The organism is Embleya sp. NPDC050493, from assembly GCF_044458105.1.
In the GTDB taxonomy this organism is placed as follows: Bacteria; Actinomycetota; Actinomycetes; order Streptomycetales; family Streptomycetaceae; genus Embleya.
In genome coordinates this window covers 74,667-95,256 of sequence record NZ_JBITHP010000022.1, presented here as the reverse complement: position 1 = coordinate 95,256, position 20,590 = coordinate 74,667, and the positions used below count along the sequence as shown (strand labels likewise).

The 20,590-nt window shown below is 71.6% G+C and carries 18 protein-coding genes and 1 pseudogene; 8 read left to right on the top strand and 11 right to left on the bottom strand.

All coding sequences use genetic code 11. The features are described from left to right. The first annotated feature begins 97 nt into the window (after positions 1-97). Positions 98-439, top strand: coding sequence for a hypothetical protein (locus ACIBM5_RS33345; RefSeq protein WP_396010365.1), 342 nt, complete (start codon positions 98-100; stop codon positions 437-439). 759 nt (positions 440-1,198) lie between these two features. Here the strand turns inward: ACIBM5_RS33345 and ACIBM5_RS33340 are convergent. Then, positions 1,199-2,380 (bottom strand): 4-hydroxybenzoate 3-monooxygenase, encoded by a 1,182-nt coding sequence (locus tag ACIBM5_RS33340; protein WP_396010364.1) that lies wholly within the window; start codon positions 2,378-2,380, stop codon positions 1,199-1,201. Positions 2,381-2,640: 260 nt separating this feature from the next. Between ACIBM5_RS33340 and ACIBM5_RS33335 the strand changes: the two genes are divergently transcribed. Continuing rightward, complete coding sequence (locus ACIBM5_RS33335; RefSeq protein WP_391582390.1) at positions 2,641-3,195, top strand: TetR/AcrR family transcriptional regulator; 555 nt, start codon at positions 2,641-2,643, stop codon at positions 3,193-3,195. 84 nt (positions 3,196-3,279) lie between these two features. Here the strand turns inward: ACIBM5_RS33335 and ACIBM5_RS33330 are convergent. The 6 genes and pseudogenes from ACIBM5_RS33330 to ACIBM5_RS33305 all read right to left on the bottom strand — a co-directional run. Further along, positions 3,280-3,544, bottom strand: a pseudogene (locus ACIBM5_RS33330) (Tn3 family transposase); the annotation flags it as partial. A 530-nt stretch (positions 3,545-4,074) separates the two neighbouring features. Further along, positions 4,075-4,446 carry a peptidase inhibitor family I36 protein gene (locus ACIBM5_RS33325; protein ID WP_396010363.1) on the bottom strand — a complete coding sequence of 124 codons (372 nt, stop codon included), beginning with the start codon at positions 4,444-4,446 and terminating at the stop codon, positions 4,075-4,077. Positions 4,447-5,458: 1,012 nt separating this feature from the next. Next, positions 5,459-6,472 carry a hypothetical protein gene (locus ACIBM5_RS33320; protein ID WP_396010362.1) on the bottom strand — a complete coding sequence of 338 codons (1,014 nt, stop codon included), beginning with the start codon at positions 6,470-6,472 and terminating at the stop codon, positions 5,459-5,461. Between the two features lie 38 nt (positions 6,473-6,510). Further along, a complete protein-coding gene (locus tag ACIBM5_RS33315) occupies positions 6,511-6,786 on the bottom strand; it encodes a hypothetical protein (protein WP_396010360.1) in 276 nt (91 codons plus the stop codon). Between the two features lie 448 nt (positions 6,787-7,234). Beyond that, positions 7,235-8,569 (bottom strand): VWA domain-containing protein, encoded by a 1,335-nt coding sequence (locus tag ACIBM5_RS33310; protein WP_396010359.1) that lies wholly within the window; start codon positions 8,567-8,569, stop codon positions 7,235-7,237. Positions 8,570-9,058: 489 nt separating this feature from the next. Further along, positions 9,059-9,754, bottom strand: a complete 696-nt coding sequence (locus tag ACIBM5_RS33305; RefSeq protein WP_396010358.1) for a GntR family transcriptional regulator — start codon at positions 9,752-9,754, stop codon at positions 9,059-9,061. 288 nt (positions 9,755-10,042) lie between these two features. Between ACIBM5_RS33305 and ACIBM5_RS33300 the strand changes: the two genes are divergently transcribed. Both ACIBM5_RS33300 and ACIBM5_RS33295 read left to right on the top strand, forming a co-directional pair. Beyond that, positions 10,043-11,266: an amidohydrolase family protein gene (locus ACIBM5_RS33300; protein ID WP_396010357.1), complete on the top strand. Its 1,224-nt coding sequence runs from the start codon at positions 10,043-10,045 to the stop codon at positions 11,264-11,266. A 74-nt stretch (positions 11,267-11,340) separates the two neighbouring features. Then, complete coding sequence (locus ACIBM5_RS33295; protein WP_396010355.1) at positions 11,341-12,819, top strand: APC family permease; 1,479 nt, start codon at positions 11,341-11,343, stop codon at positions 12,817-12,819. A gap of 401 nt (positions 12,820-13,220) precedes the next feature. On the opposite strand, the gene dmpG is transcribed toward ACIBM5_RS33295, so the two are convergent. From dmpG to ACIBM5_RS33280, 3 genes are read right to left on the bottom strand one after another with little or no spacing between them, the layout of a single operon-like run. Next, a complete protein-coding gene (gene dmpG / locus ACIBM5_RS33290; protein WP_396010354.1) occupies positions 13,221-14,225 on the bottom strand; it encodes a 4-hydroxy-2-oxovalerate aldolase in 1,005 nt (334 codons plus the stop codon). Next, positions 14,222-15,223 (bottom strand): acetaldehyde dehydrogenase (acetylating), encoded by a 1,002-nt coding sequence (locus ACIBM5_RS33285; RefSeq protein WP_396010353.1) that lies wholly within the window; start codon positions 15,221-15,223, stop codon positions 14,222-14,224. Before ACIBM5_RS33285 ends, dmpG begins: the two co-directional genes overlap by 4 nt. Continuing rightward, the gene (locus ACIBM5_RS33280; RefSeq protein WP_396010352.1) at positions 15,220-16,038 is read right to left on the bottom strand and encodes a 2-keto-4-pentenoate hydratase; all 819 of its coding nucleotides are present in this window, start codon (positions 16,036-16,038) and stop codon (positions 15,220-15,222) included. Before ACIBM5_RS33280 ends, ACIBM5_RS33285 begins: the two co-directional genes overlap by 4 nt. A 69-nt stretch (positions 16,039-16,107) precedes the next feature. On the opposite strand from ACIBM5_RS33280, the gene ACIBM5_RS33275 reads away from it, so the two are divergent. After that, positions 16,108-16,869 carry an IclR family transcriptional regulator gene (locus ACIBM5_RS33275; RefSeq protein WP_396010351.1) on the top strand — a complete coding sequence of 254 codons (762 nt, stop codon included), beginning with the start codon at positions 16,108-16,110 and terminating at the stop codon, positions 16,867-16,869. A gap of 104 nt (positions 16,870-16,973) precedes the next feature. Here the strand turns inward: ACIBM5_RS33275 and ACIBM5_RS33270 are convergent, their stop codons facing one another. Next, positions 16,974-17,747 (bottom strand): IclR family transcriptional regulator, encoded by a 774-nt coding sequence (locus ACIBM5_RS33270; protein ID WP_396010350.1) that lies wholly within the window; start codon positions 17,745-17,747, stop codon positions 16,974-16,976. 73 nt (positions 17,748-17,820) lie between these two features. Here ACIBM5_RS33270 and ACIBM5_RS33265 point away from each other — a divergent pair, with 73 nt between their 5' ends. From ACIBM5_RS33265 to ACIBM5_RS33255, 3 genes are read left to right on the top strand one after another with little or no spacing between them, the layout of a single operon-like run. Then, positions 17,821-18,975, top strand: coding sequence for a cupin domain-containing protein (locus ACIBM5_RS33265; RefSeq protein ID WP_396010348.1), 1,155 nt, complete (start codon positions 17,821-17,823; stop codon positions 18,973-18,975). After that, entirely contained in the window at positions 18,972-19,808 is an 837-nt protein-coding gene (locus ACIBM5_RS33260) for a fumarylacetoacetate hydrolase family protein (RefSeq protein ID WP_396010347.1), read from the top strand. Before ACIBM5_RS33265 ends, ACIBM5_RS33260 begins: the two co-directional genes overlap by 4 nt. Beyond that, complete coding sequence (locus ACIBM5_RS33255) at positions 19,805-20,545, top strand: maleylpyruvate isomerase family mycothiol-dependent enzyme (protein WP_396010345.1); 741 nt, start codon at positions 19,805-19,807, stop codon at positions 20,543-20,545. The genes ACIBM5_RS33260 and ACIBM5_RS33255 overlap by 4 nt, the downstream gene beginning before the upstream one ends. Positions 20,546-20,590 lie beyond the last annotated feature (45 nt).

Genomic DNA, 20,590 nt, shown 5'->3' with positions numbered 1-20,590 from the left:
CTCCCCCTGGGCCGACTGCGCTGTTGTGGATCGTTTGCGCCGTGGGGGTGCGATGGGCCTATGCCGAGGGGCTGTTCACGAGTTGCGAAATGCGTTGGTGGGACAGGCGGAGGGCGGTGCCGGCGTCGCGGGTGGTCCGGCCCTGATCGGTGAGGGTGCGCGCGGCGTTGCGGGCGGCGTCACGTACGGCCTGCTCGGTGTGGGCGAGGGTGAGGCGGGCCTGCACGAGGGCGTCGAGGGCGTCGGCGGCCGTCGGGTCTGCGGGGAGGAGGCGAACGGTGTAGGTCGCCGGTTCCGCTCGCCGGCGACGGAGAATGCCGCGAGTTCGGTGTCGCCCCATGTGGGTCCCTGGGCCTGCGCGGTGCGCCCTTCGGGCAGGCCGGTGATGGTGGCGGTCCACTGCCTGCCGGTGCAGGTGGCGGTGGCGGTGGCGGTGTAGGTGGGGACGGGCCGCCAATCGTCGGTGGAGGCGATGTCGGGGTCGATGTCGGGGTGTTCGAATACGGCGTCGAAGGACATGCGGCGCGCTCCCGAGATTCGTGAGGCGAGGTTCTCTCGACGAGACGTGCCCGGCGGGCCGCTCGACGCTACGGCCCGAGGCGGCCGGCACACGAACCAACCGCGCGAGCGACGGACCCGGCAAGTCGGCCGCCACCGAGCCCACTTCGGGTACGACCGCGCCGAGAAGGCACGCCGGAACCATAGCGGGGGTCGAGGAACATCCGAACGAAACCGGCGCTGAGCCCCCCGTCGGCCCTGGTGGGCGGCTGACGGAGCGTCGCCAGGCGGTCCGGTCCGCCGTCCTCCTGCAGATAACGCCCCATTATCTGCAGGAGTTCGCTTCGTCACCTGCGGTGATGAAGCGGCCGGCAGTGCCGGACTCCGAGACCCAGGCCCGCTCGAAGATGGCCGTGGACCGGCTCCTCGGACGGCGCGAAGTCCACCTGCGGGAGAAGATGCTGTGGCGGACGCCAGATGAGACCGCCGCCCGCGCGGAGGAGGTCCCCGGCGTGAACATCGAGGACCTGGACCTCGGTGGCCGTGCCCGGTCAAGGCCAAGGGTGCCCGGAGCAAGGCCCGACGCCGGGCCAGGCGCGTGAGGACCTCGTGCCGGTTCCGGCCCCCGCAGAGGCTGAAGGCCCGGCTGCTCAGACCTGCGAACTCTGCTTATCTGCTTACTCGGCCCGGAGGTGGGGGCTCAGTTCAGGCCGGTGAGGAACTCGCCGAAGAGCCGGTTGGCGGTCTCGGAGTCGTAGAGGCGTTCGAACTCGGCGCGTGCGAGGCTGCGCCGGAACTCGCCGTGGTAGGAGACGTCTCCCGCGTCGTGCATGAGGTCGGTGAACCATGCGGCGTACGCCTGGTAGTTCCACACGTGCTTCAGGCAGGTGGCGGAGTACGCCTCCAGCGGGCCCGCGTCCTGCTCCTTGACGTGCTTCAGGACGGCTGTGGCGAACACGTCGGCGTCGTGCAGGGCCAGGTTCATGCCCTTGGCGCTCATGGGCGGCACGATGTGCGCGGCGTCACCGAGCAGGTACAGGCGGCCGTAGCTCATCGGGTCGTAGACCACGCTGCGCAGCGGCACCAGCGTCTTGCTGGTGATGGGTCCCTTCACGGTGACCGGTTCGCCGAAGCGTGCCTCGATCTCTTCCCAGATCCGGTCGTCCGTCCACTCCTCGACGGCAGTGTCCAGCGGGCACTGGAGGTAGAAGCGGCTGGCTCGGGGTCCGCGGGCGAACTGGCCGGCGAATCCCCGGTCGTGGATCGCCATCATGGACTGGTGGTTGGCGGGGGCGTCGGCCAGTACGGTCAGCCAGGCATACCCGTACTCGTGGGACTGGCGGGTGAGTACGTTGTCCGGGATGCTCGCCCGGCTGACGCCGTGGTCTCCGTCGCAGCCGGCGATGAAGTCGCAGGTGATGGTCCGCGTCACGCCCGTGCTGTCGCGGTAGCGCACCTGGGGCCGAGGGCCGGTGAGGTCCTCCGGTTCGACGTCCTCGGCTTCGAACCGGAGGTCGCCGCCGTCGCCGACGAAGACGTCGATGAGGTTGCGCACGAGGACCTGCTGGGGGCAGAAGCGTCCGTCGACGTGGTCGTCGGTCACGTACCGGAAGGGCCGCGTCTCGCCGTCGACGCGGAAGTTCAGCACCGGCGCGAAGGGGGCGCCGTCGAGGACCCGGTCCTCCAGGCCCCACTCACGGAACATGCGGGCGGCCCTGGGGTCGATGACCCCCGCGCGCTGGCGCTGCTCGACGTACTCGCGGCTGTGCCGCTCCAGTACCACGCAGTCGATCCCGCTGCGCAGAAGGAAGTTGCCGAGGGCGAGCCCGGCGACACCCGAGCCCACGATCACGACAGTGGTGTTCTCGTCCGTTACGGACATGGTTGGTGCTCCTTGGTGTTTTTCTGCCGGCCCGTGGGGAGGGCCGTTACCGCGCCGGCTCCCTGGGGGCCTGCGGTGCGATGGGTGGGCGTCTTTCGCCTGGGAGGGTTGTGCGCTCATCGGCTCGTGCTGTTCATGGCGATCGCCGGACATGGGGTGTTCCGCGCGTTGGCGCAGCGGGGCGAGACCCCCTACCCTTAAGCGAAGTCTTCACTACGCATCATACGTAGTGTCCACTACGTTTGCAAAAGGGGTCGGGTATGCGCCGCGACGGAGCCGCCAACAGGGAGAAGGTTCTGCTGGCCGCCGAGCATGTGTTCGCCGAGAAGGGGGCCGCCGCCTCCACCGATGAGGTCGCGCAGCGGGCCGGGGTCAGCATCGCCACCGTCTTCCGGAATTTCGCCACCAAGCAGGACCTCATCGAGGCCACCGCGTGCCGCTACCTGGAGAAGCTGACCGCCCAGGCGCCGGCGCTCGCCGAAAGCCAGGACCCCGGAAAAGCCTTCGCCTCCCTGATGAGGTCCCTCGCGGCGGCCGGGCCGGTGAAGATGACCCTGCTGGATCTGTTGCCCCCGCACGACGACGACGGCCGGGGCCTGTCCCGGCCGGTCATCGAGGCGGCCGACGCCTTCCGCGCGGCCCTCGACGGCGCACTCCGCCGCGCCCAGGCTGCCGGCGCCGCGCGCCCCGACGTCACCGCCGACGACGTCTCCCTCCTCCTGCGCGCCCTCGCATACGCCACGGACCTCAGCGAAGGCGAGGCACTCGACCGGGCCGTGGGCATCGTCCTCGACGGCCTCGGCGTACCGCGCTGACACCTGATCCCTTCCGTCCGGCCTGGCCCGCGCGCCCGGATCGATAGGGATGCACCGTCCGGCGCCGGCCCCACCACTGCCCCGTCACAGCTCTTCCACGGCGGTCTTGTCGCGCGGGAGCCGCAGGCCACCGGGCAGGTCGGGGAGCCGGAAGGAGTACCGGCCGAGCACGTTGATGTGATGTCGCACGAACGGGGAGAGCCGGGCGAGTTCCTCGTCCCGGACCTCGAAGCCGTCGCTCCGGAGCTGGGTCATGGCAGCGTCCATGTAGCGGGGTGCTGAACAGTACGAGTGCGTTGAGGACCGGGCCCAGCGCGCCGACCCGGTCCTCCATGCCGTCCTGGTAGCGCGTTGATCCTGTTGAGCCAGGTCGCGCCGCCCCGGCGCGCGAAGTACTTCGGTTTCGGCCGCGCGTACACGCTGGGCACGGGATCGGCGACCCCCATATCCCCCACGGCTTCAGGCATTGGTTGCCCGGGCCCGCGCCACCCCCGACCGCGGCCGGATGAATGTGACCCGGCCGCGGCGAGCGCCGGCCGCTCTCCCTCGGCCCCGAGCCGACAACGGCCGGCTCGTGCCGGCCGTGGACGTGAACCTGCGTGGAGGTCGAAGGTGAGGGCGGAGAGGGCGCGTTCCGGGGCTCGCTCGTTCTTGTACCGCACCTGGTCGGCAAGTTGGGGGAAGTACGTTTGCCGCCGTGGAGGGCGGCTGTGTGGACGGCCGGGCAGCGGCGGGGTTGCCGCTGCCCGGCCGTGGTCGCACGTGGCCCGCGTCGATCCGGTCGATCCGGTCGATCCGGTCGATCCGGTCGATCCGGTCGATCCGGTCGACTCTGTCAACCCTGTCGAGGGCCCTCCGGCGTGTTGCTTCCGGTCGGGGTCAGCAGCGTCGGACGGAGCTCACCTCGTTCTTCTGCGGCGATGGCAGGTTGGTGCTCTGGCCGTCGAGGATGTTGAGGATCTTGTTCTTGTATCCGGCGTCGCGGAACAGGCACCAGTCGTCCTTGGTGTTGTTCCGGGCCGACCACACGTGGTCGTTGAGCCTGCCCGACAGGACGCTCAGGTCGGAGGCGCCGTCCTCGAGTTCGTAGTGCGCGCCGGTGCCGTTCGTGCCGTAATAGATGCAGAATTTATTCGAGTTGCACGGCCAGGCCGACGAGTCCGTGCGGGCCGCCGCAGGTGGGGTGGCGATCGCAACGGCTCCGACCAGCAACGCGGCGGCTACTGCGGCGCTGCGCGTTCTGAAGGTCATGGTGCCACTTCCTTTCACATCCTCCGAAGGCGCCGACGAGACACTTCGGCGCTGTCGCCCACCCTCGGCGTCGATAATCCGAGACGAGTCGACGTGAGGGTTCTACGCATCCGCGTCCGCCTCCAAGCAGGCCCGAGTCCGTGATCACCCGAAAGGATGGCTGCGACGTAGCAGGTCCGACACGCCGCATCGAAGGCTAGGGGGGTGAGGCCCTCCTGGTGGTTCGGGTCGATCCCGTCGATCAGGCAGGGCAGGACGACGAGCGCGAACTCCCGTCCTTCGGCGCCGTGGAGGTGGTACAGCGTTACGCCGACCGCCGACCGCCGACCGCCGACCGCGTCCGGGTCGGCGCGGGCGCGCAGCCGTGTCGTGGGGATGAGCGTGGCGTGGGTTGGTCGGGGTCTTGAGCACGGCGTTGCCGTGCCGGGCGTCGACGTCTGCGCGGGCTGCGGGCGGCGGGCGGGACGCAGGTGAGCGGGGTGGCGGGCACGTGCAGGCTGGCACGGCCGGGCGGAGGCCGGTTGCGTGGGCTTGTGCTCGGCGGCATCGACCGCGGTCGGGGTTGTCGACCCACAGGTCGTCGACCCACAGGACCGGGTGGGCACGGAGCAGCCCGAGGAGTGCGTTGGTGTTCTCGTGGGCGCGCAGTCGCTCATCGGGATCGGCGTGCGCGTCGGATGGGGTGGGCCTGCGCCGGTACCCCGCGAGGCCCGAGCCTCCTCGCCGGCCGTGTCCAGGTACGCGCCCGGCCGGTGGGTCGATGACCTTCGCGAGGTCGGCCGGGTCGTCAGCGTATGGGCCGGCGCCTCGCGGGTTCTACCGGTGGGTTCGCGGGTGGATTCGCGGGGGGTCGACGCCGCAGCGGACCCGTGTCGTGGCGGGCTGCAGGAGGGTCGTGTCCTTCGACAGGGCCGGGAAGAACGGCAGTTGGTCGCGTCGTGACGGGTGGGGGCATCGGAAGACAACCCGCTGCCGGCGAGGCCCTCCTCGCCGCGGACTTCCCGAACCGGCGCTACGTCGAGGTGTTGTCGTCGCGGTCCTCGTCGAGCTTCGCACGGGCAGCGGTCTTGTCGTGCTTCCCGCTCTTCTCGCCTTCGTCCTCATCGGAGCCGACGTCGGAGCCGAGCCAGTCCTCGAGGGCGGTGTTGTCGGTCGTGCCGAAGAGGCTTTCCTCGCCCGGGAGGGTGGTCGTGGTGATGGTGGGTTCCCTCTTCTCGGCGCGTTTGCCCTCGGCGCCGTCCTCGTTCGACCAGGACACCTCGGCAAGGTGTCCGTCCCGAGCGGATGCCTTGTTGTCCTCGATGTCGTCGCGCCACGCCTGCAGGAGGCCGTCCGCGAGGTCCGGGTATTGGCCCCTGAGGCGAAACAAAGTCGTGCGGAACAAATCGTGTGTGTTCTCGGCGAGTTCGCGGTGTTCGACGACCTCGGTGGCGGTTTTCGCGGTGCCGAGCACCGTGACAGCGAGCGTCTTGACCTTCTCCGGGTTGCTTTCGTGCCGCATCCGCTGGACGAAGTCCCAGTCCTTCGCACCGTGCAGGCACCATTCGTGGGCGAGGAGTTCGAGCGTCAGGGCCTGGCCGCAGCCGGCGACGATCTCGATGAGAATCTCCACCGGCCGGAGATGGACACCGGCCGTGCACCAGGTGTGCGGAATGGTCGCCACGGTGTCGACCGTGCCGACGATCAGTGTCGTATCGCCCTGCCGGCCGTTCTTGCGGGAGGCGATCGTCAGGGTGGTCCCCTGGTCGGCCTCGATCGTGTCCCACAGGCCGAGCGACTTGAAGCGGGCCACCGCCGTCGCGTAGCCATGCCCCTCGATCGCGAAGTCGCCCTTGAACACCAGCATCGAAACCCCCGGTCGCCGTGCGGTCGTCGATCCCCCGCCTTTCACTGTGGCGCCGACCGGATGCGGCCGCAATCGGCTTGGTATAAAACGCCGTTCGCTGGAGGAATTCGCCGGCGCCCCGCGACACGACGAGAAACGAGTTCGCGAACAGGACGCAGCACAACCGCGCACGCGTCCCACCCGCCCTACGCGCCCTGCCCGATCTGCTCCGGGCTCCGCTACCGCAGCACCTCCGGGTCGATGAAGAGCGGGTCGCGCGGGGCTTCGCAGTGGAACGGGCCGTCCGACTCGCTGTCCGCCTGCTCCTCGTCCTCGGCCATGCGCTCGATCAGGGCGTAGAACCGGTCCTCGGTCGGGCGCAGGCCGGCCACCGTCTCGGCCAGATCCGCGCAATCGGTGAAACGGGCTCCGTCGCGGCCCACCGACAGCACCGCGGGCCACCCGTCGTCGAAGGGCTTCAGCAGGGCACCGCTGGCCTCCGCCCGGAAGAGCACGTGGTCCCGCCCCGGTTCCGACCTGACCCCCCGGCACCGGCACCGGCAAGCAGCAACAGCGCCGTGTGCATGCGGCGTTCGTCGTAGCCGGGTCGCTTCGTAACCGCCATTGGCCGCGACATCGACGACCCGGACGCCTACTACCTGTACGAGTCACGCATGGCCATTTTCCGAGCCTTCGACGCCGACGGCCTGGTGGCCGCCGAGGACACGTATCCCACCGGCGGCGCGCTTCGCGGGTCTGCGCAAGCTCACCGCCGAGGAGGTCCCGCCGGCCCAGACCCCGACGTACCTCGCGGACACGCCCCGCTCCCCCGGCTCGCCTGCCTGACGCCCGTCGCCGACGGCGCCGACGGCGCCGAGGACGCCGAGTGCGCCGAGCCGAGAGCCCCGTCCGCGCCACGGCGATCCGGACGGGTCCTCGGCCGGTGCCCGGAACGGCACTCGCTCAGAGTATGTTCTTGCGCCGCGCCGCCTCGATCCACGAGGGGAACTCGGAAAGCAGCCGGTCGTACAACTCCTGATCGGGAACGTCGCCGATGTCGTCCATCGCGAAGAAGCCGACGTTGTCGACATGGCGGCCACGCATCGTGTCCAGGCGCCTCAGGACGCCGTAGTTCGCGTCGCCGAGTCCCACGAACTGCCAGAACGCCGGTTCCCCGGACGCGTCCCGGAGTTCGCGCTCGATCTCGTCGTCGCAGTAGATGCCGCCGTCGGAGAAGAACAGCACCAACGTGGGGGCCGAGGACGGATTCTCCCGGACGTACGAGCGCACCTCGGCGATCACCTTGTGCTCCTCGTTGCCGAAGCCGAGCGCCACCATGTCGACTTGGCCCGGCAGCAATCCCTGCTCGGGATCGTCGCTCCCCGGACGCACGTGCAGGCGCAACCACGTGGGGAGTTCGCCCACGCGCAGGTCGGGCAGGCGGACCGGGTCGGTGGCGAACGTCCAGGCCTGCATCACCCCGTCGTCCTCCAACTCCGCCGCCACGGCCGCCATACGTTCCACCACGTCGGCGACGACGCCTTGCTCGTAGAGCCAATTCATGGAGCCCGACGCGTCCATGACCAGGATCACCCGCGCGGCGATCCCCTCCGCGCCCCGCTTCCGAAGGCTCACCGCCACCCGCTCCTTGCGCAGCGACAGGCGCTCACGCATGCCGGCCGGAAGGGCTTCCTCGGCGTTTCCGGCCGGTACGGCGGCGGGCCGTGTCGCAACCGGCCGGCCGACGACGGGGTCCGCCGCTGGTTCGTCGTGCACCGTGACGCCGAAATCCGTGGCAAGTCCGGCGAGTCCGGAGGCGTACCCCTGCCCGACGGCGCGGAACTTCCATTGCCCGTGACGGCGGTACAACTCGCCGCCGACGAAGGCCGTCTCGATCCCGGCGGTCATGTCGAAGCGCGCGATCTCGACCGCCGTCACCGCGTCCAGCACCCGTAGGCGCAGGTCCGGGACCTGGCCGAACGTACCGCCGTCGGCCGACGCGCACAGCAGGACCCGGTGAATCGCCTCCTCCACCAGCGCGAGATCCACGGCGAAGGTATCGACGATGCCGTCGCCGGTCTCGTCTCGGCCCAGGTGTGTCACCGCGCCGGACGGGTGGCGCGCCTGGTTGTAGAAGACGAAGTCGGCGTCCCCACGCACGCGTCCGGTATCGGTGAGCAGCAGCGCGGAGGCATCGACGTCGGGCACGCCGGCGCGGGCGGACCACGACAGCTCCACCCGAAGCCGCGTGGATTCGACACGCAGGTTGGCACCTTGACGCAGAGATGGCAATGTCATGGCACCATCCTGCCGAAGCCCGAGCTCCAAGACCCGAGCCCCAAGGCCCGAGCCCCAAGGCCCGAGCCCCGAGCCCCGAAACCTGAGCCCGGGCCCCGAACCCCGAGCGGCCGGACGGCGAGCAGCAGCCGTCGGCCGGCGCCTCCGGCCGTGCACAAACTCAGCCTCCACGTGCGGGAGTTGACGGGATTCCTGCCCGGAATCGTCGCGTCGAGGAGCGCCGACCCGGATGTAACGAGCCAACTCCTCGTCAACGCCCGCGACTACCAGGCCGATTGCGCACGGAGGCCGCTTTCGCTAACCGGTGCGGCGTCCCCCGATCCTGGCCTTTTCCAGTCGGTGCGACCGCCACGGCTCGACCGTGCCGCCGAACGCGTCGCCGAGCGAGCCGGGTTCCGCACGCGCGCGGCAGAACAGTGCAGGCACCGGCCACCCCGGCTGCCTCGGCCCGGCTCGGCCCGCCGGGTGACACGGCGCCGGCCGGCGGGGTCAGGCGCTCGGCTCGGCGGCGGGCAGCGTCGTCAGTGTGGCGGCGCGGGTGGCGACCACGTGCTCGTGGGCAAGGCGGCGGGCCTCCGCGGCGTCGCCGGACCGGATCGCGGCGTACATCGCCTCGTGCTCGCGGCACATCACGGGGTGGTCGTCGGGGCCGGCGGTGAGCCGGAACAGCCAGCGCAGCCGACCGTTGAGCGGCTCCATGATCCCGACCAGCATGGGGTTGCCGGACAGCGCGACGATCTCGGCGTGGAAGGCCGCGTTGAGTGCGGCGATGTCCCGCGCGTCGTTCGCGGCCGTGGCCCGGTGTGCGGCGGACAACAACTCGCCCAGGCGGGCCAACCCGGCGGCGTCGGCGCGTTCGGCGGCCAATCCCGCGGCGAGCGCCTCCAGGCTTTCCCGGACGTCGAAGAAGTGCGCGAGGTCGGGCGCGAGCAGCCGCGTGACCACCGCGCCGCGGCGCGCGTGCACGGTCAGGAAGCCCTCGACCTCCAGGCGCTGGACCGCCTCGCGGACCGGGACCCGGGAGACCTCCAGTTCGGCGGCGATCTCCCGCTCGACGAGGCGGCGGCCGGGTTCGAGGTCGCCCTCGATGATCCGCTCGCGCAGTTCCTCGTACACCTGGTCGCGCAGCGAGCGGTCGGCGGCGCCGATGCTGGGCCGCCGTCGAGCCGCCGCGATGTCCTCCACGCTGTCCGCGCCTTCCCACTCGTGTCGCCGCCTGTCCGACCGGTCGGGCGGGTCGTTCCTCTCCGCCTGTCCGACCGGTCGGGCAGGTCGTTCCTCCCCGCCGGTCCGACCGGTCGGGCAGGTCGTTCCTCCCCGCCGGTCCGACCGGTCGGGCGGGTCGTCCTCGATCGGCCTTCGCAGATCATCGCAGTGTTCCCGCGCGACGGAATCGAGACGTCCGAGACCCTTGTTTGGTATTCGGTATACCAGATACGGTGAGCCACCGCCGCGCCCTTGAAGGAGGCCGCCTTGACCGTTCCGTCGCCCACTTCGTCCCATCCCGACCTGCTTCTCGACGCGACCCTGCCGGACGGCACCCGCGCCGACATCACGATCCGTGCAGGCCGGATCGCCGCGCTGGACCCGGTCGGCGACCGCGATGCCCGCGACGAGCCGCCGGTCGGCACCACGATCGACGTCGCCGGCGCCCTCGTCCTGCCCGCGTTCGTCGACGGTCACGTCCACCTCGACAAGACCTTCCTCGGCAGCGACTGGCAGCCACACGTCACCGGCGGCACGATCCGCGAGCGGGTCGCGGCGGAGCGCGCCCTGCGCGAGCGGGTCCGGGTGCCGACCGCGGAGCGGGCCGCACACCTGGTCCGGCGGATCGTGGCGCTCGGTACCGGCCACGTGCGCTCGCACGTCGACGTCGATCCGCAGCTCGGGCTGTCCGGACTGCACGCCCTCGTGGAGGTTCGCGAGCGCTTTCGCGACGTGCTCTCGGTGCAGCTCGTGGCGTTTCCACAGAGCGGCATCGTGACCGCGCCGGGCACGGCCGACCTGTTGGACGCCGCGCTGCGCGAGGGCGCCGACCTGATCGGCGGCCTGGATCCGATCGGCTTCGACAACGACGTCGAGGGCCACCTGGACGTCGTGTTCGGCCTCGCCGAACGGCACGGCGCGGGCATCGACCTGCACCTGCACGACGGCGGCGAGTCGGGCGCGGGACAACTGCGCGAGATCGCCGCCCGCACCGCCGCGGTCGGCCTGGCCGGGAAGGTCACCGTCAGCCACGCCTACTGCCTGGGTGACCTCGAACCGGCCGCGTTCGCCCGCACCGCCGACGCACTCGCCGCCGCGGGCGTGTCGATCCTGACCAACGGCCCGAGCGGCTCGATGCCGCCCGTCCTCGCACTGCGCGACCGCGGCGTGCGCGTGTTCGCCGGATCCGACAACATCCGCGACGCGTGGTGGCCCTACGGCACCGGCGACATGCTGGAGCGCGCGACCATTGTCGGCCTGCGCCAGGACCTGATGACCGACGACGAACTCGCCGTGGCCGCGGACCTGGTCACCGACGCCGCCGCGACCGCGCTCGGTCTGCCCGACTACGGCCTCACCGTCGGCGCCCGCGCCGACCTGGTGGTCGTCGAGGCCGCGTCCGTGCCCGAGGCCGTCGCCGCGCACCCCGCCCGCCGCCTGGTCCTGCACGCCGGCCGCACCGTCGCGGCCGAGGGTCGCCTGCTCGGCTGAACACCCCACACCGGACCACCGGTTCGACCCGCACCGTCGATCCGGTCACCTCCCCTGCCCCGGAGACACCACCCATGACGACCCGTCAGCAATCCCCCGCCGCGCCCTCCGTCGCGGAGCCCACCGATTCCGGCGGCGCGCTCGCCAAGTCCGCGATCGGCACCGCCGACCTCGTGTTCTTCGTGGTCGCGGCCGCCGCCCCGCTCACCGCGATGGCCGGCGTCGCGCCCGCCGCGATCGGCATGGGCGGTATGGCCGCACCGCTGGGCTACGTGCTCTCCGGTGTGCTGCTCGCCCTCTTCGCGACCGGCTTCACCGCGATGAGCCGCTACGTGCGCAACGCCGGCGCGTTCTACGCCTATATCGCCCGCGGCCTGGGCAAGGCCGTCGGCGTGGGCGCGGCGTACGTCGCGGTGGTGTCGTACAACCTGATCGAGATCGGTCTGGTGTCGTGCTTCGGGTACTTCGCCTCGACGGGCGTCGCCGACCTGACCGGGCTCGATCTGCCGTGGTGGCTCTGGGCCCTGGGCTGCGTCGCGGGGGTGGCCGGGCTCGGGTGGCTGCGGGTGACGCTCAGCGCCAAGGTGCTCGGCATCGCGCTCGCCCTGGAGGTCCTGGTCCTGCTCGTGCTGGAGATCGGCGTGCTCGGCGATCGGGGCGGATCCACCTTCGACATGGGTGTCTTCGACCCCTCGTCGCTGTCCGGTGACGGCGTCGCGGGCATGTTCGTGCTCGCCATCGGCGCGTTCACCGGCTTCGAGGCCACCGCGATCTACGCCGAGGAGGCGCGCGACCCGGACCGCACCGTGCCGCGGGCGACCTACATCGCGGTCGGCTTCCTGGCCTTGTTCTACGCCTTCACCGTCTGGGTGATCATGGGCGCGTTCGGCGGCGAGAAGTCCGTGCAGGTCGCGAACGGCGCCGGCGGCGCCGACATGGTCTTCACCGCCGGCTCCGACTTCGTCGGGCCGTGGCTGGCCGACTCGATGCACGTGCTGATCATCACGAGCGCATTCGCCGCCACCCTCGCGTTCCACAACGCCGCGACGCGGTACATGTACGCGCTCGGTCGCGAGGGCCTGCTGCCACGCGGACTCGGCCGGGTCGACCGGCGGACCGGGTCGCCGAGCCTGGCCGTGCTCGTGCAGAGCGCGTTCGGCCTGGCCGTCGTCGTGGTCGGCGCGCTCGCCGACGTGGACCCGTACACCGTCACCTTCCTGTGGCCCAACGGCGCGGGCGTGCTGGGCGTGATGGCCATGCAGGCGCTGGCGGCACTGGCCGTGTACGGGTTCTTCCGCCGAAACCGCCGCGGCTTCTCGCTCTTTCGGGTCGTACTCGCGCCACTTGCCGCGTGCGCCGGACTCGTCCTGCTGACGGTGCTCGCGGTGATCCACTTCGACCTGCTCACCGGCGCGTCCGACGGAGTCGACGCGGCGTTGCTCGTGCCGCTGCCGGTGGTGTTCTGCGCCGGGCTGCTCATGGCTCGGCACATCCGCCTTACCGACCCCGAGCGCTACGCGCTCCTGACCACAACCGACGTCGAGCGCGACTGAACGGACCCGGACTCTTACGTGGTTGCCGCTTCCCCCCACCCGATCCCGGGGTCGGCGGAGGCGGCATCGACGTGTCCGGGCGGGCCGGACGGTGCGGATCATGAGGCCTCGGAGTCGGTGACCGTCGTGGCCGTGGCGGTAGGCGACGGTGTCGCCCGCAGCACGGGTGCGCGTGCCGTCGACGGTCAACAGCCTTGACCGCGCGGGCGCGGCCCACCGGCGATGGCCGAGAGAGCACCCGGCGCACGTCGCGCGGCGGTGGTGCGAGGGCGGCGCCGATGGGCGTGCCGTCCTGCGAACCAGGGCAGCCGAGGGGTCGGCGCTCCCCCCGCCCGCCCCGGCGCACGGAAGCACCGGGGCGGGCGGGGTTCGCGAATCGGGCGGCGACCGCTGTGGGTCGGTCAGGCGGACAGGGTCAGGGCGATGTCGACGATCATGTCCTCCTGGCCGCCGACCAGACCTCGGCGTCCGCATTCCATCAGGAGGTCGCGGACGTCCACTCCGTACCGTGCCGACGCGGCTTCGGCGTGTCGCAGGAAGGACGAGTAGACGCCCGCGTAGCCGAGGGTGAGGGTTTCCCGATCGACCCGGACCGGGCGGTCCTGGAGCGGACGGACCAGGTCGTCTGCGGCGTCCTGGAGGGCGAACAGGTCGCAGCGGTGGTCGAAGTCGGAGAGGTCGGCGACCGCGATGAAGGCCTCCAACGGGCAGTTCCCGGCGCCCGCGCCGTGCCCGGCCAGCGAGGCGTCCACGCGGAGGCAGCCGTTCTCCACCGCCGTCACCGAATTGGCCACCGAGAGCGAGAGGTTCTCGTGGGCGTGGATTCCGATCTCGGTCTCCGGGCGCAGCACGTCCCGGTATGCCCGCACCCTGGCGGCGACGTCGTTCATGGTGAGTCGGCCGCCGGAGTCGGTGACGTAGACGCAGTGCGCGCCGTACGACTCCATCAGCCGGGCCTGTTCCGCGAGTGCCTCCGGTGGGGCCATGTGCGAGAGCATCAGGAAGCCGGAGACGTCCATGCCGAGTTCGCGGGCCGCGGCGATGTGTTGCGCGGCGATGTCGGCTTCGGTGCAGTGGGTGGCGACTCGGACCGAGCGCACCCCGAGGTCGTAGGCGTGCCGCAGGTCGTGGATGGTGCCGACGCCGGGCAGCAGCAGGGTGGTCAGCCGGGCCCGTTCCAGGACGGAGGCGGCGGCTTCGATCCAGGCCCAGTCGCTGTGCGAGCCGGGGCCGTAGTTGAGCGAGCCGCCGGCGAGCCCGTCGCCGTGCGCCACTTCGATGGCGTCCACGCCGGCCCGGTCGAGGGCGGCGACGATCCGCGCGACGTCCGCGGTGGAGATCCGGTGCCGAACGGCGTGCATGCCGTCCCGCAGGGTGACGTCCTGGACGAAGATGGGGGTGCTCACGGGGCGGCCTCCAGGTGCTGCCGGGCGGTGCCGCGGTCGGTGCCGGCGGCCGTGCCGCGGGCCGCGTCGCGGGCCGCCATCCGGTCGCCGACGCGGAGCGCGGCCGAGGTCATGATGTCGAGGTTTCCGGCATAGGCGGGCAGGTAGTGTGCGGCGCCCTCGACCTCCAGGAACACCGAGACCTGGTGGGTGGGCCGGTCGGCGCCGGGGGCCAGCAGGGTTTCCAGCGGCTGGTCGGCGGGGACGGGGGCCACTTGGACCTCCTGCTTGAGCCGGTAGCCGGGTACGTACTCGGCGACGGACGCGACCATCGCGGCCACCGCACGACGGATCTCGTCCGCCGTGTCGGGGCCGGGCGCGCGCACCAGTGCCAGGACGGTGTCGCGCATGATCAGCGGCGGCTCGGCGGGGTTGAGGACGATGATCGCCTTGCCCCGCCGGGCACCGCCGACCTCGACGATCGCGGCCGAGGTGGTCTCGGTGAACTCGTCGATGTTCGCGCGGGTACCGGGTCCTGCGGACCTGGAGGCGATGGATGCGACGATCTCGGCGTACTCGACCGGGACCACGCCGCCGATCGCCGCGACCACCGGGATGGTGGCCTGCCCGCCGCAGGTGACCATGTTGACGTCGTCGGCGTCGAGGTGCTGTTCGAGGTTGACCGCGGGGACGACGTACGGCCCCAGGGCCGCGGGGGTGAGGTCGACCAGCCGCTTGCCGTACGGCCGCAGTCGGGCCGCGTTGTGCACGTGCGCCTTCGCCGACGTGGCGTCGAAGACGATCCCGATGTCGGCGAATCCGGGCATGGCGATCAGTCCGTCGACTCCTTCATGGGTGGTCGGGACCCCGAGTCGGCGCGCCCGGGCCAGGCCGTCGGAGTCCGGGTCGATGCCCACCAGGGCGCCCATCTCCAGATGCTCGGCGGTGCGCAGCACCTTGATCATCAGATCGGTGCCGATGTTGCCCGATCCGATGACGGCGACCTTGGTCCTGTTCATGAGCCCTCCTCGTCGAAGCCGAAATCGATCGCGACCGTGCCCAGGCCGGTGATGTCGGCACGGACGGTGTCGCCGGGAACGACGGGGCGCATCGGCCCCAGTGCGCCGGAGAGCACGAGTTGACCGGCGCGCAGCGGATCGCCGAGGTCGCGGGCCTGCCGGGCCAGCCAGGCGACCGCCTCGACCGGGTCGCCCAGGCAGGCGGTACCGGTGCCGGTCGAGACCACGTCGCCGCCGATCGTCATGGTCATCGCTACTTCGCGCGGCACGAGTTCGCCGAGGCTCTTGCGGACGGTGCCGAGCACGTACGCGCCGGACGAGGCGTTGTCGGCCACGGTGTCGGCGAAGCGGATGTCCCAGTCGGCCACGCGGCTGCCGCAGATCTCCAGGGCCGCGACCGCGTGGTCGATCGCGTCGTGCACGTGCGCGCGGTCGAGCGGTCCGTCGGCGAGGTCGGCGCCGAGGACGAACGCGATCTCTGCCTCGACGCGGGGCTGGAGCACCGCGCGGTAGGGCACGACGTCGCCGACGGCGTAGCCCATGTCGTCGAAGAGCACACCGAAGTCGGGCTGGTCGACGCCCAGTTGCCGCTGGACGGCGGCGGAGGTCAGGCCGATCTTGCGGCCGACGACGCGGGCACCGCGCGCCAGTCGGTCGTCGACGACGCGGCGCTGGACCGCGTACGCGGCGGCCAGGTCGTCCGGGCCGATCAGGTCGCGGACCGGGGCGCAGGGTCTACCCGTTTCGGCGGCCGCGAGCAGCCGTTCGGCCGCGGCTCGCACCGCGTCTTCGCCGTGGGGGGAGGTACTGGTCATACCGGCATCGTCGCGACCTGCGAGAGTGCCGCACAACCAAAACGTCTCGCTCAGCGATACGCTGGACGGGTGCCCGACACCCCCGACCGCAACAGTGTCCTGAGCAAGGCGACCGCCATTCTGGAGGCGTTCACCATCGACGACCGCGCCGTCCCGCTGGCCGAGTTGGTGCGCCGCACGGGCCTGCACAAGGCCACCGTGCACCGGCTCACCGGGGAACTGGTGGCGCTGCGACTGCTGGACCGGCTGCCGGCGGGTTATCGGCTCAGCGGCACCGTGTTCGAGCTCGGCATGCGCGCGTCGGTCGAACGCGGCCTGCTCGAACTGGCCATGCCGTTCCTCCAGGACCTGTACGAACGCACCCACGAGATCGTCCACCTCGGGGTGCGCGAGGGCACCGACGTCGTCTACGTGGCCAAGATCGGCGGGCACCGGCAGGCGCGCAGCCCGTCCCGGGTCGGCGGCCGGATGCCGATGCACTGCACCGCCATCGGCAAGGCGCTGCTCGCGCACGGCACCGACGACCTGCGGCGCACCGTGCTCTCCGCGCCGTTGGCGCGGCGCACCGCGCACACCGTGGTCGCCCCGGGGTTGTTGCGCCGCCAGCTGGAGGCCGCGTTGGAGAACGGGGTCGCGTTCGAGTACGAGGAGGCCGCGGTCGGCCTGGTGTGTGTGGCCGCGCCGGTCCTGGGCCCGGACGACGAGCCCGTCGCGGCGATCAGCGTGGCCGGGCCCAGCCCCCGCTTCCGTCCCGAGGCACACGTGGCCGCGCTGCGCGCCGCGGCGACCACCCTGGGCGGCGTCCTCGCGCGCCGGGACGCGCTGTCCTGACCCCCGTCGTGCACCCGCCCGGGGCGGGCCGTCCGGGGTTCAGGACGGCCCACCCGGCGCACGGTAGGCGCGCTCGCCGAGTCGGAGGTCCCCGGTCGCGGGGCTCAGCCGGCGACCAGGTCCCGTTCCAGCGCGACCGCCGCGCTCCGCAGCGTGGCGACCAACCGGGTCACCCGCGTCCTGTCGTAGCGAATGCTCGGCATCGAGACCGACAGACCGCCGACCGGCGTGGCGTCCGCGCCGCGCACCGACACCCCCACGGCGACCAGGCCGCGTTCGGAGCGGCTCTGGTTGACCGCGAAGCCGTTGCGGGCGACGCGGGACAGCTCGGCGCGAAGCTCGTCCAGGTCGGGCCCGTCGAAGGCCCGGTTCTCCCAGCGCTCGGCCGCGTACAGCGACTCCAGCTCCGCGTCGTCCAGCTCGGCGAGCAGCACCAGGCCGACGGTGGTGCGGTGCGCCGGAAAGACCATGCCTTCGCGCGAGCCCACCCGCAGCGCCCGCGCGCACTCGACACTGGCGATGAACCGGACCGTCTCGCCGGTGCGTACGGCCAGGTTGGCCGACTCCCCCAGCAGGTCGACCAGACGGCGAAGGTGCGGCAGCGCCGCGGCACGAAGCCGGGAGACGGCGGACTGCGAGTGCGCGGCCAGCTCCAGCACCGGGCCCACCCGGTAGGTGCGGTCCGACGCCTGGACGGCGAAATCGCGGTAGACGAGCATCGCGAGCAGGCGGTGCGCCGTGGAGACGGCGACGCCCAGACGCCCGGCCACCTCGCTGACCGTCATCGGGCCCTCCAGCTGCAACATCGTGGCCGTCCTGAGGGCGTTGTCCACGCTGGTGATGGCGTACGGCGGCGGGGTCTTGAGGGGCTTGTCCACGATGCCTCCCGAAGGGCATTCTGCAAAACAGAATCTTGTTTTCTGTCCTGCGCCGGGACGTCACGGTATACGCATGACCGTCGGACCTGTCGAACCGCGCGCCAAGCCGCCCGCCGTATCCGCATCGAACCCACCGGAGGCGACTCCCGCCCTGGAGGCGCTGTACCGGGGATTCGCCCGTGAACTGCTCGTCCCGCTGTGGACCGAGATCGGCGACCTGATGCCGACCCACCCGCGCTCACGGGCGGTGCCGCACCTGTGGAAGTGGCGGAACCTGCTCCGGCTCGCCGAGCAGGCGGGCGAACTCGTGCCCGTCGGCCGCGGCGGCGAGCGGCGGGCCCTCGCGCTCGCGAATCCCGGCCTGGACGGCCGCCCCTTCGCGACCCCCACGCTGTGGGCGGCCATCCAATACCTCATGCCGGGCGAGGACGCCCCCGAGCACCGCCACACCCAGCATGCCTTCCGCTTCGTCGTCGAGGGCTCCGGCGTGTGGACGGTCGTCGGTGGCGACCCGGTGCCCATGAACCGCGGCGACTTCCTGCCCCAGGCCGGCTGGAACTGGCACGCCCACCACAACGCCACCGCCTCCCCCATGGCCTGGATCGACGGCCTCGACATCCCGTTCCAGTACAGCGCCGAGACCCAGTTCTTCGAGTTCGGCCGGGACCGACTCGATGCCGCCGAGCGCATCACACCCGAGCGCTCCCGCTCCGAACGGCTCTGGGGTCACCCGGGGCTGCGTCCGCTCCGCGCACCCGCCGCCGCTGCCCCGGGCTCGCCGCTGCTCTCCTACAAATGGGCGGTGACCGACCGGGCGCTCGACGACCAACTGGAACTGGCGAAGGAGGGCCACGAGGGTGTCGTGGAACCCGGTCACGCCGCCGTCCGCTACACCGACCCGGCCACCGGCGCCGACGTGCTGCCGACGATCCGCGCCGAGTTCCACCGCGTCACCCGCGGCACCGAAACCGCCCCGTTCACCGAGACCGGATCCTCCGTCTACCAGGTCTTCGACGGCTCCGGCTCGATCACCGTCGGCGATCGGACCTGGTCCGTGACTCGCGGCGACCTGTTCACGGTGCCGTCCTGGACACCGTTCTCGGCCCGCTCCGAGGCCGGGACCACGGACTCCGACAGCGGCGCCCTCGACCTGTTCCGCTTCGGCGACGCGCCGATCTTCGAGGCCCTGCGACTCCACCGCTCCACCACCGACGAGGACCCCCGATGAAGCTCGCCACCCTGCGCACCCCCGCCGGCACCCGTGCCGTCCTGCTCGCCGAAGAGGAACTGGTCGACCTCGGCGCCGCCGACGTCGGCGCACTGCTCGCCGACCCGGACTGGCGCGAGCGGGCCGCGACCGCCTCCGGTACCCGTTTCCCGCTCGCCGGCGCGGATTTCGCCCCGGTCGTGCCGCAGCCGTCCAAAGTGGTGTGCGTCGGCCTCAACTACAAGAACCACATCCACGAGATGGGGCGTGAACTCCCCAGCCATCCCACGCTGTTCGCGAAGTTCGCGGACTCCCTGACCGGGCCGGCCGACGACATCCCGCACCCGGCCGAGACCACCGAACTGGACTGGGAGGTCGAACTCGCGGTCGTCATCGGCCGACGGGTGCGCCGGGCGAGCACCGCCGAGGCCGAGGCCGCCATCGCCGGCTTCACCGTGCTGAACGACATCACGTGCCGCGACTGGCAGTTCCGCACCCGCGAGTGGCTGCAGGGCAAGATGTGGGACGCCTCCACACCCGTCGGCCCCTACCTGGTCACCCCGGACGAGTTGCCCGGTGGTGTACGTCCGGTGCTCGACGTGCGACTCGACGTCGACGGCGAGGTGATGCAGTCCGACACCACCGGCGACCTCCTGTTCGACCCGGTCGCGCTGGTCGAGTACGTCTCCTCGGTGATCCGGCTCAACCCGGGCGACGTGATCGCCACCGGCACACCCGGCGGCGTGGGCCACGCCCGCACCCCGCACCGGTACCTGCGCCCGGGCTCGACGGTGGTCGCCGAAATCGACGGCATCGGCCGCCTGGTGAACCGTGTCGTCGCGGACGCCGGATGAGCGGCGCACTCGCCGGCGCCGCCCCGGTGAATGAGGCGCCCGACGGTCCGCTGCGCTGGATGCGACTCGGCACCGCCCGGTTCCTCGACGCCTGCGCGGCACTCGACGAAGCCGCGTTCGACGCACACACTCCCCTGCCCGGCTGGACCCGGCGCCACCTGGCCGCACACGTGGCCGGCAACGCGGACGCCTTGGGCAACCTGGTGAGGTGGGCCGCCACCGGTGAGCCGACCCCGATGTACACGTCCGCGGACGAGCGTCGGGCCGGCATCGAACGCGGCGCGACGATGACCGGCGCCGAACTGGTGAACAGGTTGACCCGATCCGCCACCGACCTGGCGGTCGGCCTCGACGCGCTCACCCCCGACCGGTGGACGTACGAAGTGGTCACCGCCCAGGGCCGCGTCCTGCCTGCCCGGGAGATCCCCTGGCTCCGGGCTCGCGAAGTGTGCGTGCACACGGTCGATTTGGCGGTGGGCATCGGATTCGACGCATTCCCCCAGGACTTCCTGAAGCGGCTGACCACCGAAGCCGCCGGGAAGCACCGCGCCGGGTCCGGCCCCACCGTCGATCTCACGGCCACCGACATCGACCACACATGGCGACTCGCCGGCCATGGTGAACCGGTGGTGGTCCGCGCCCCGTTGGCCGACATCACCGCATACCTGACCGGTCGCGTCGCGGTTCTCCCCACCGAGTCCGGCAAACCCGCGCCCGCGCTTGGCGCATGGCTGTGAGGACACACGCGATGACCGGCGACACGACGCCTCGCGACCCGGCGT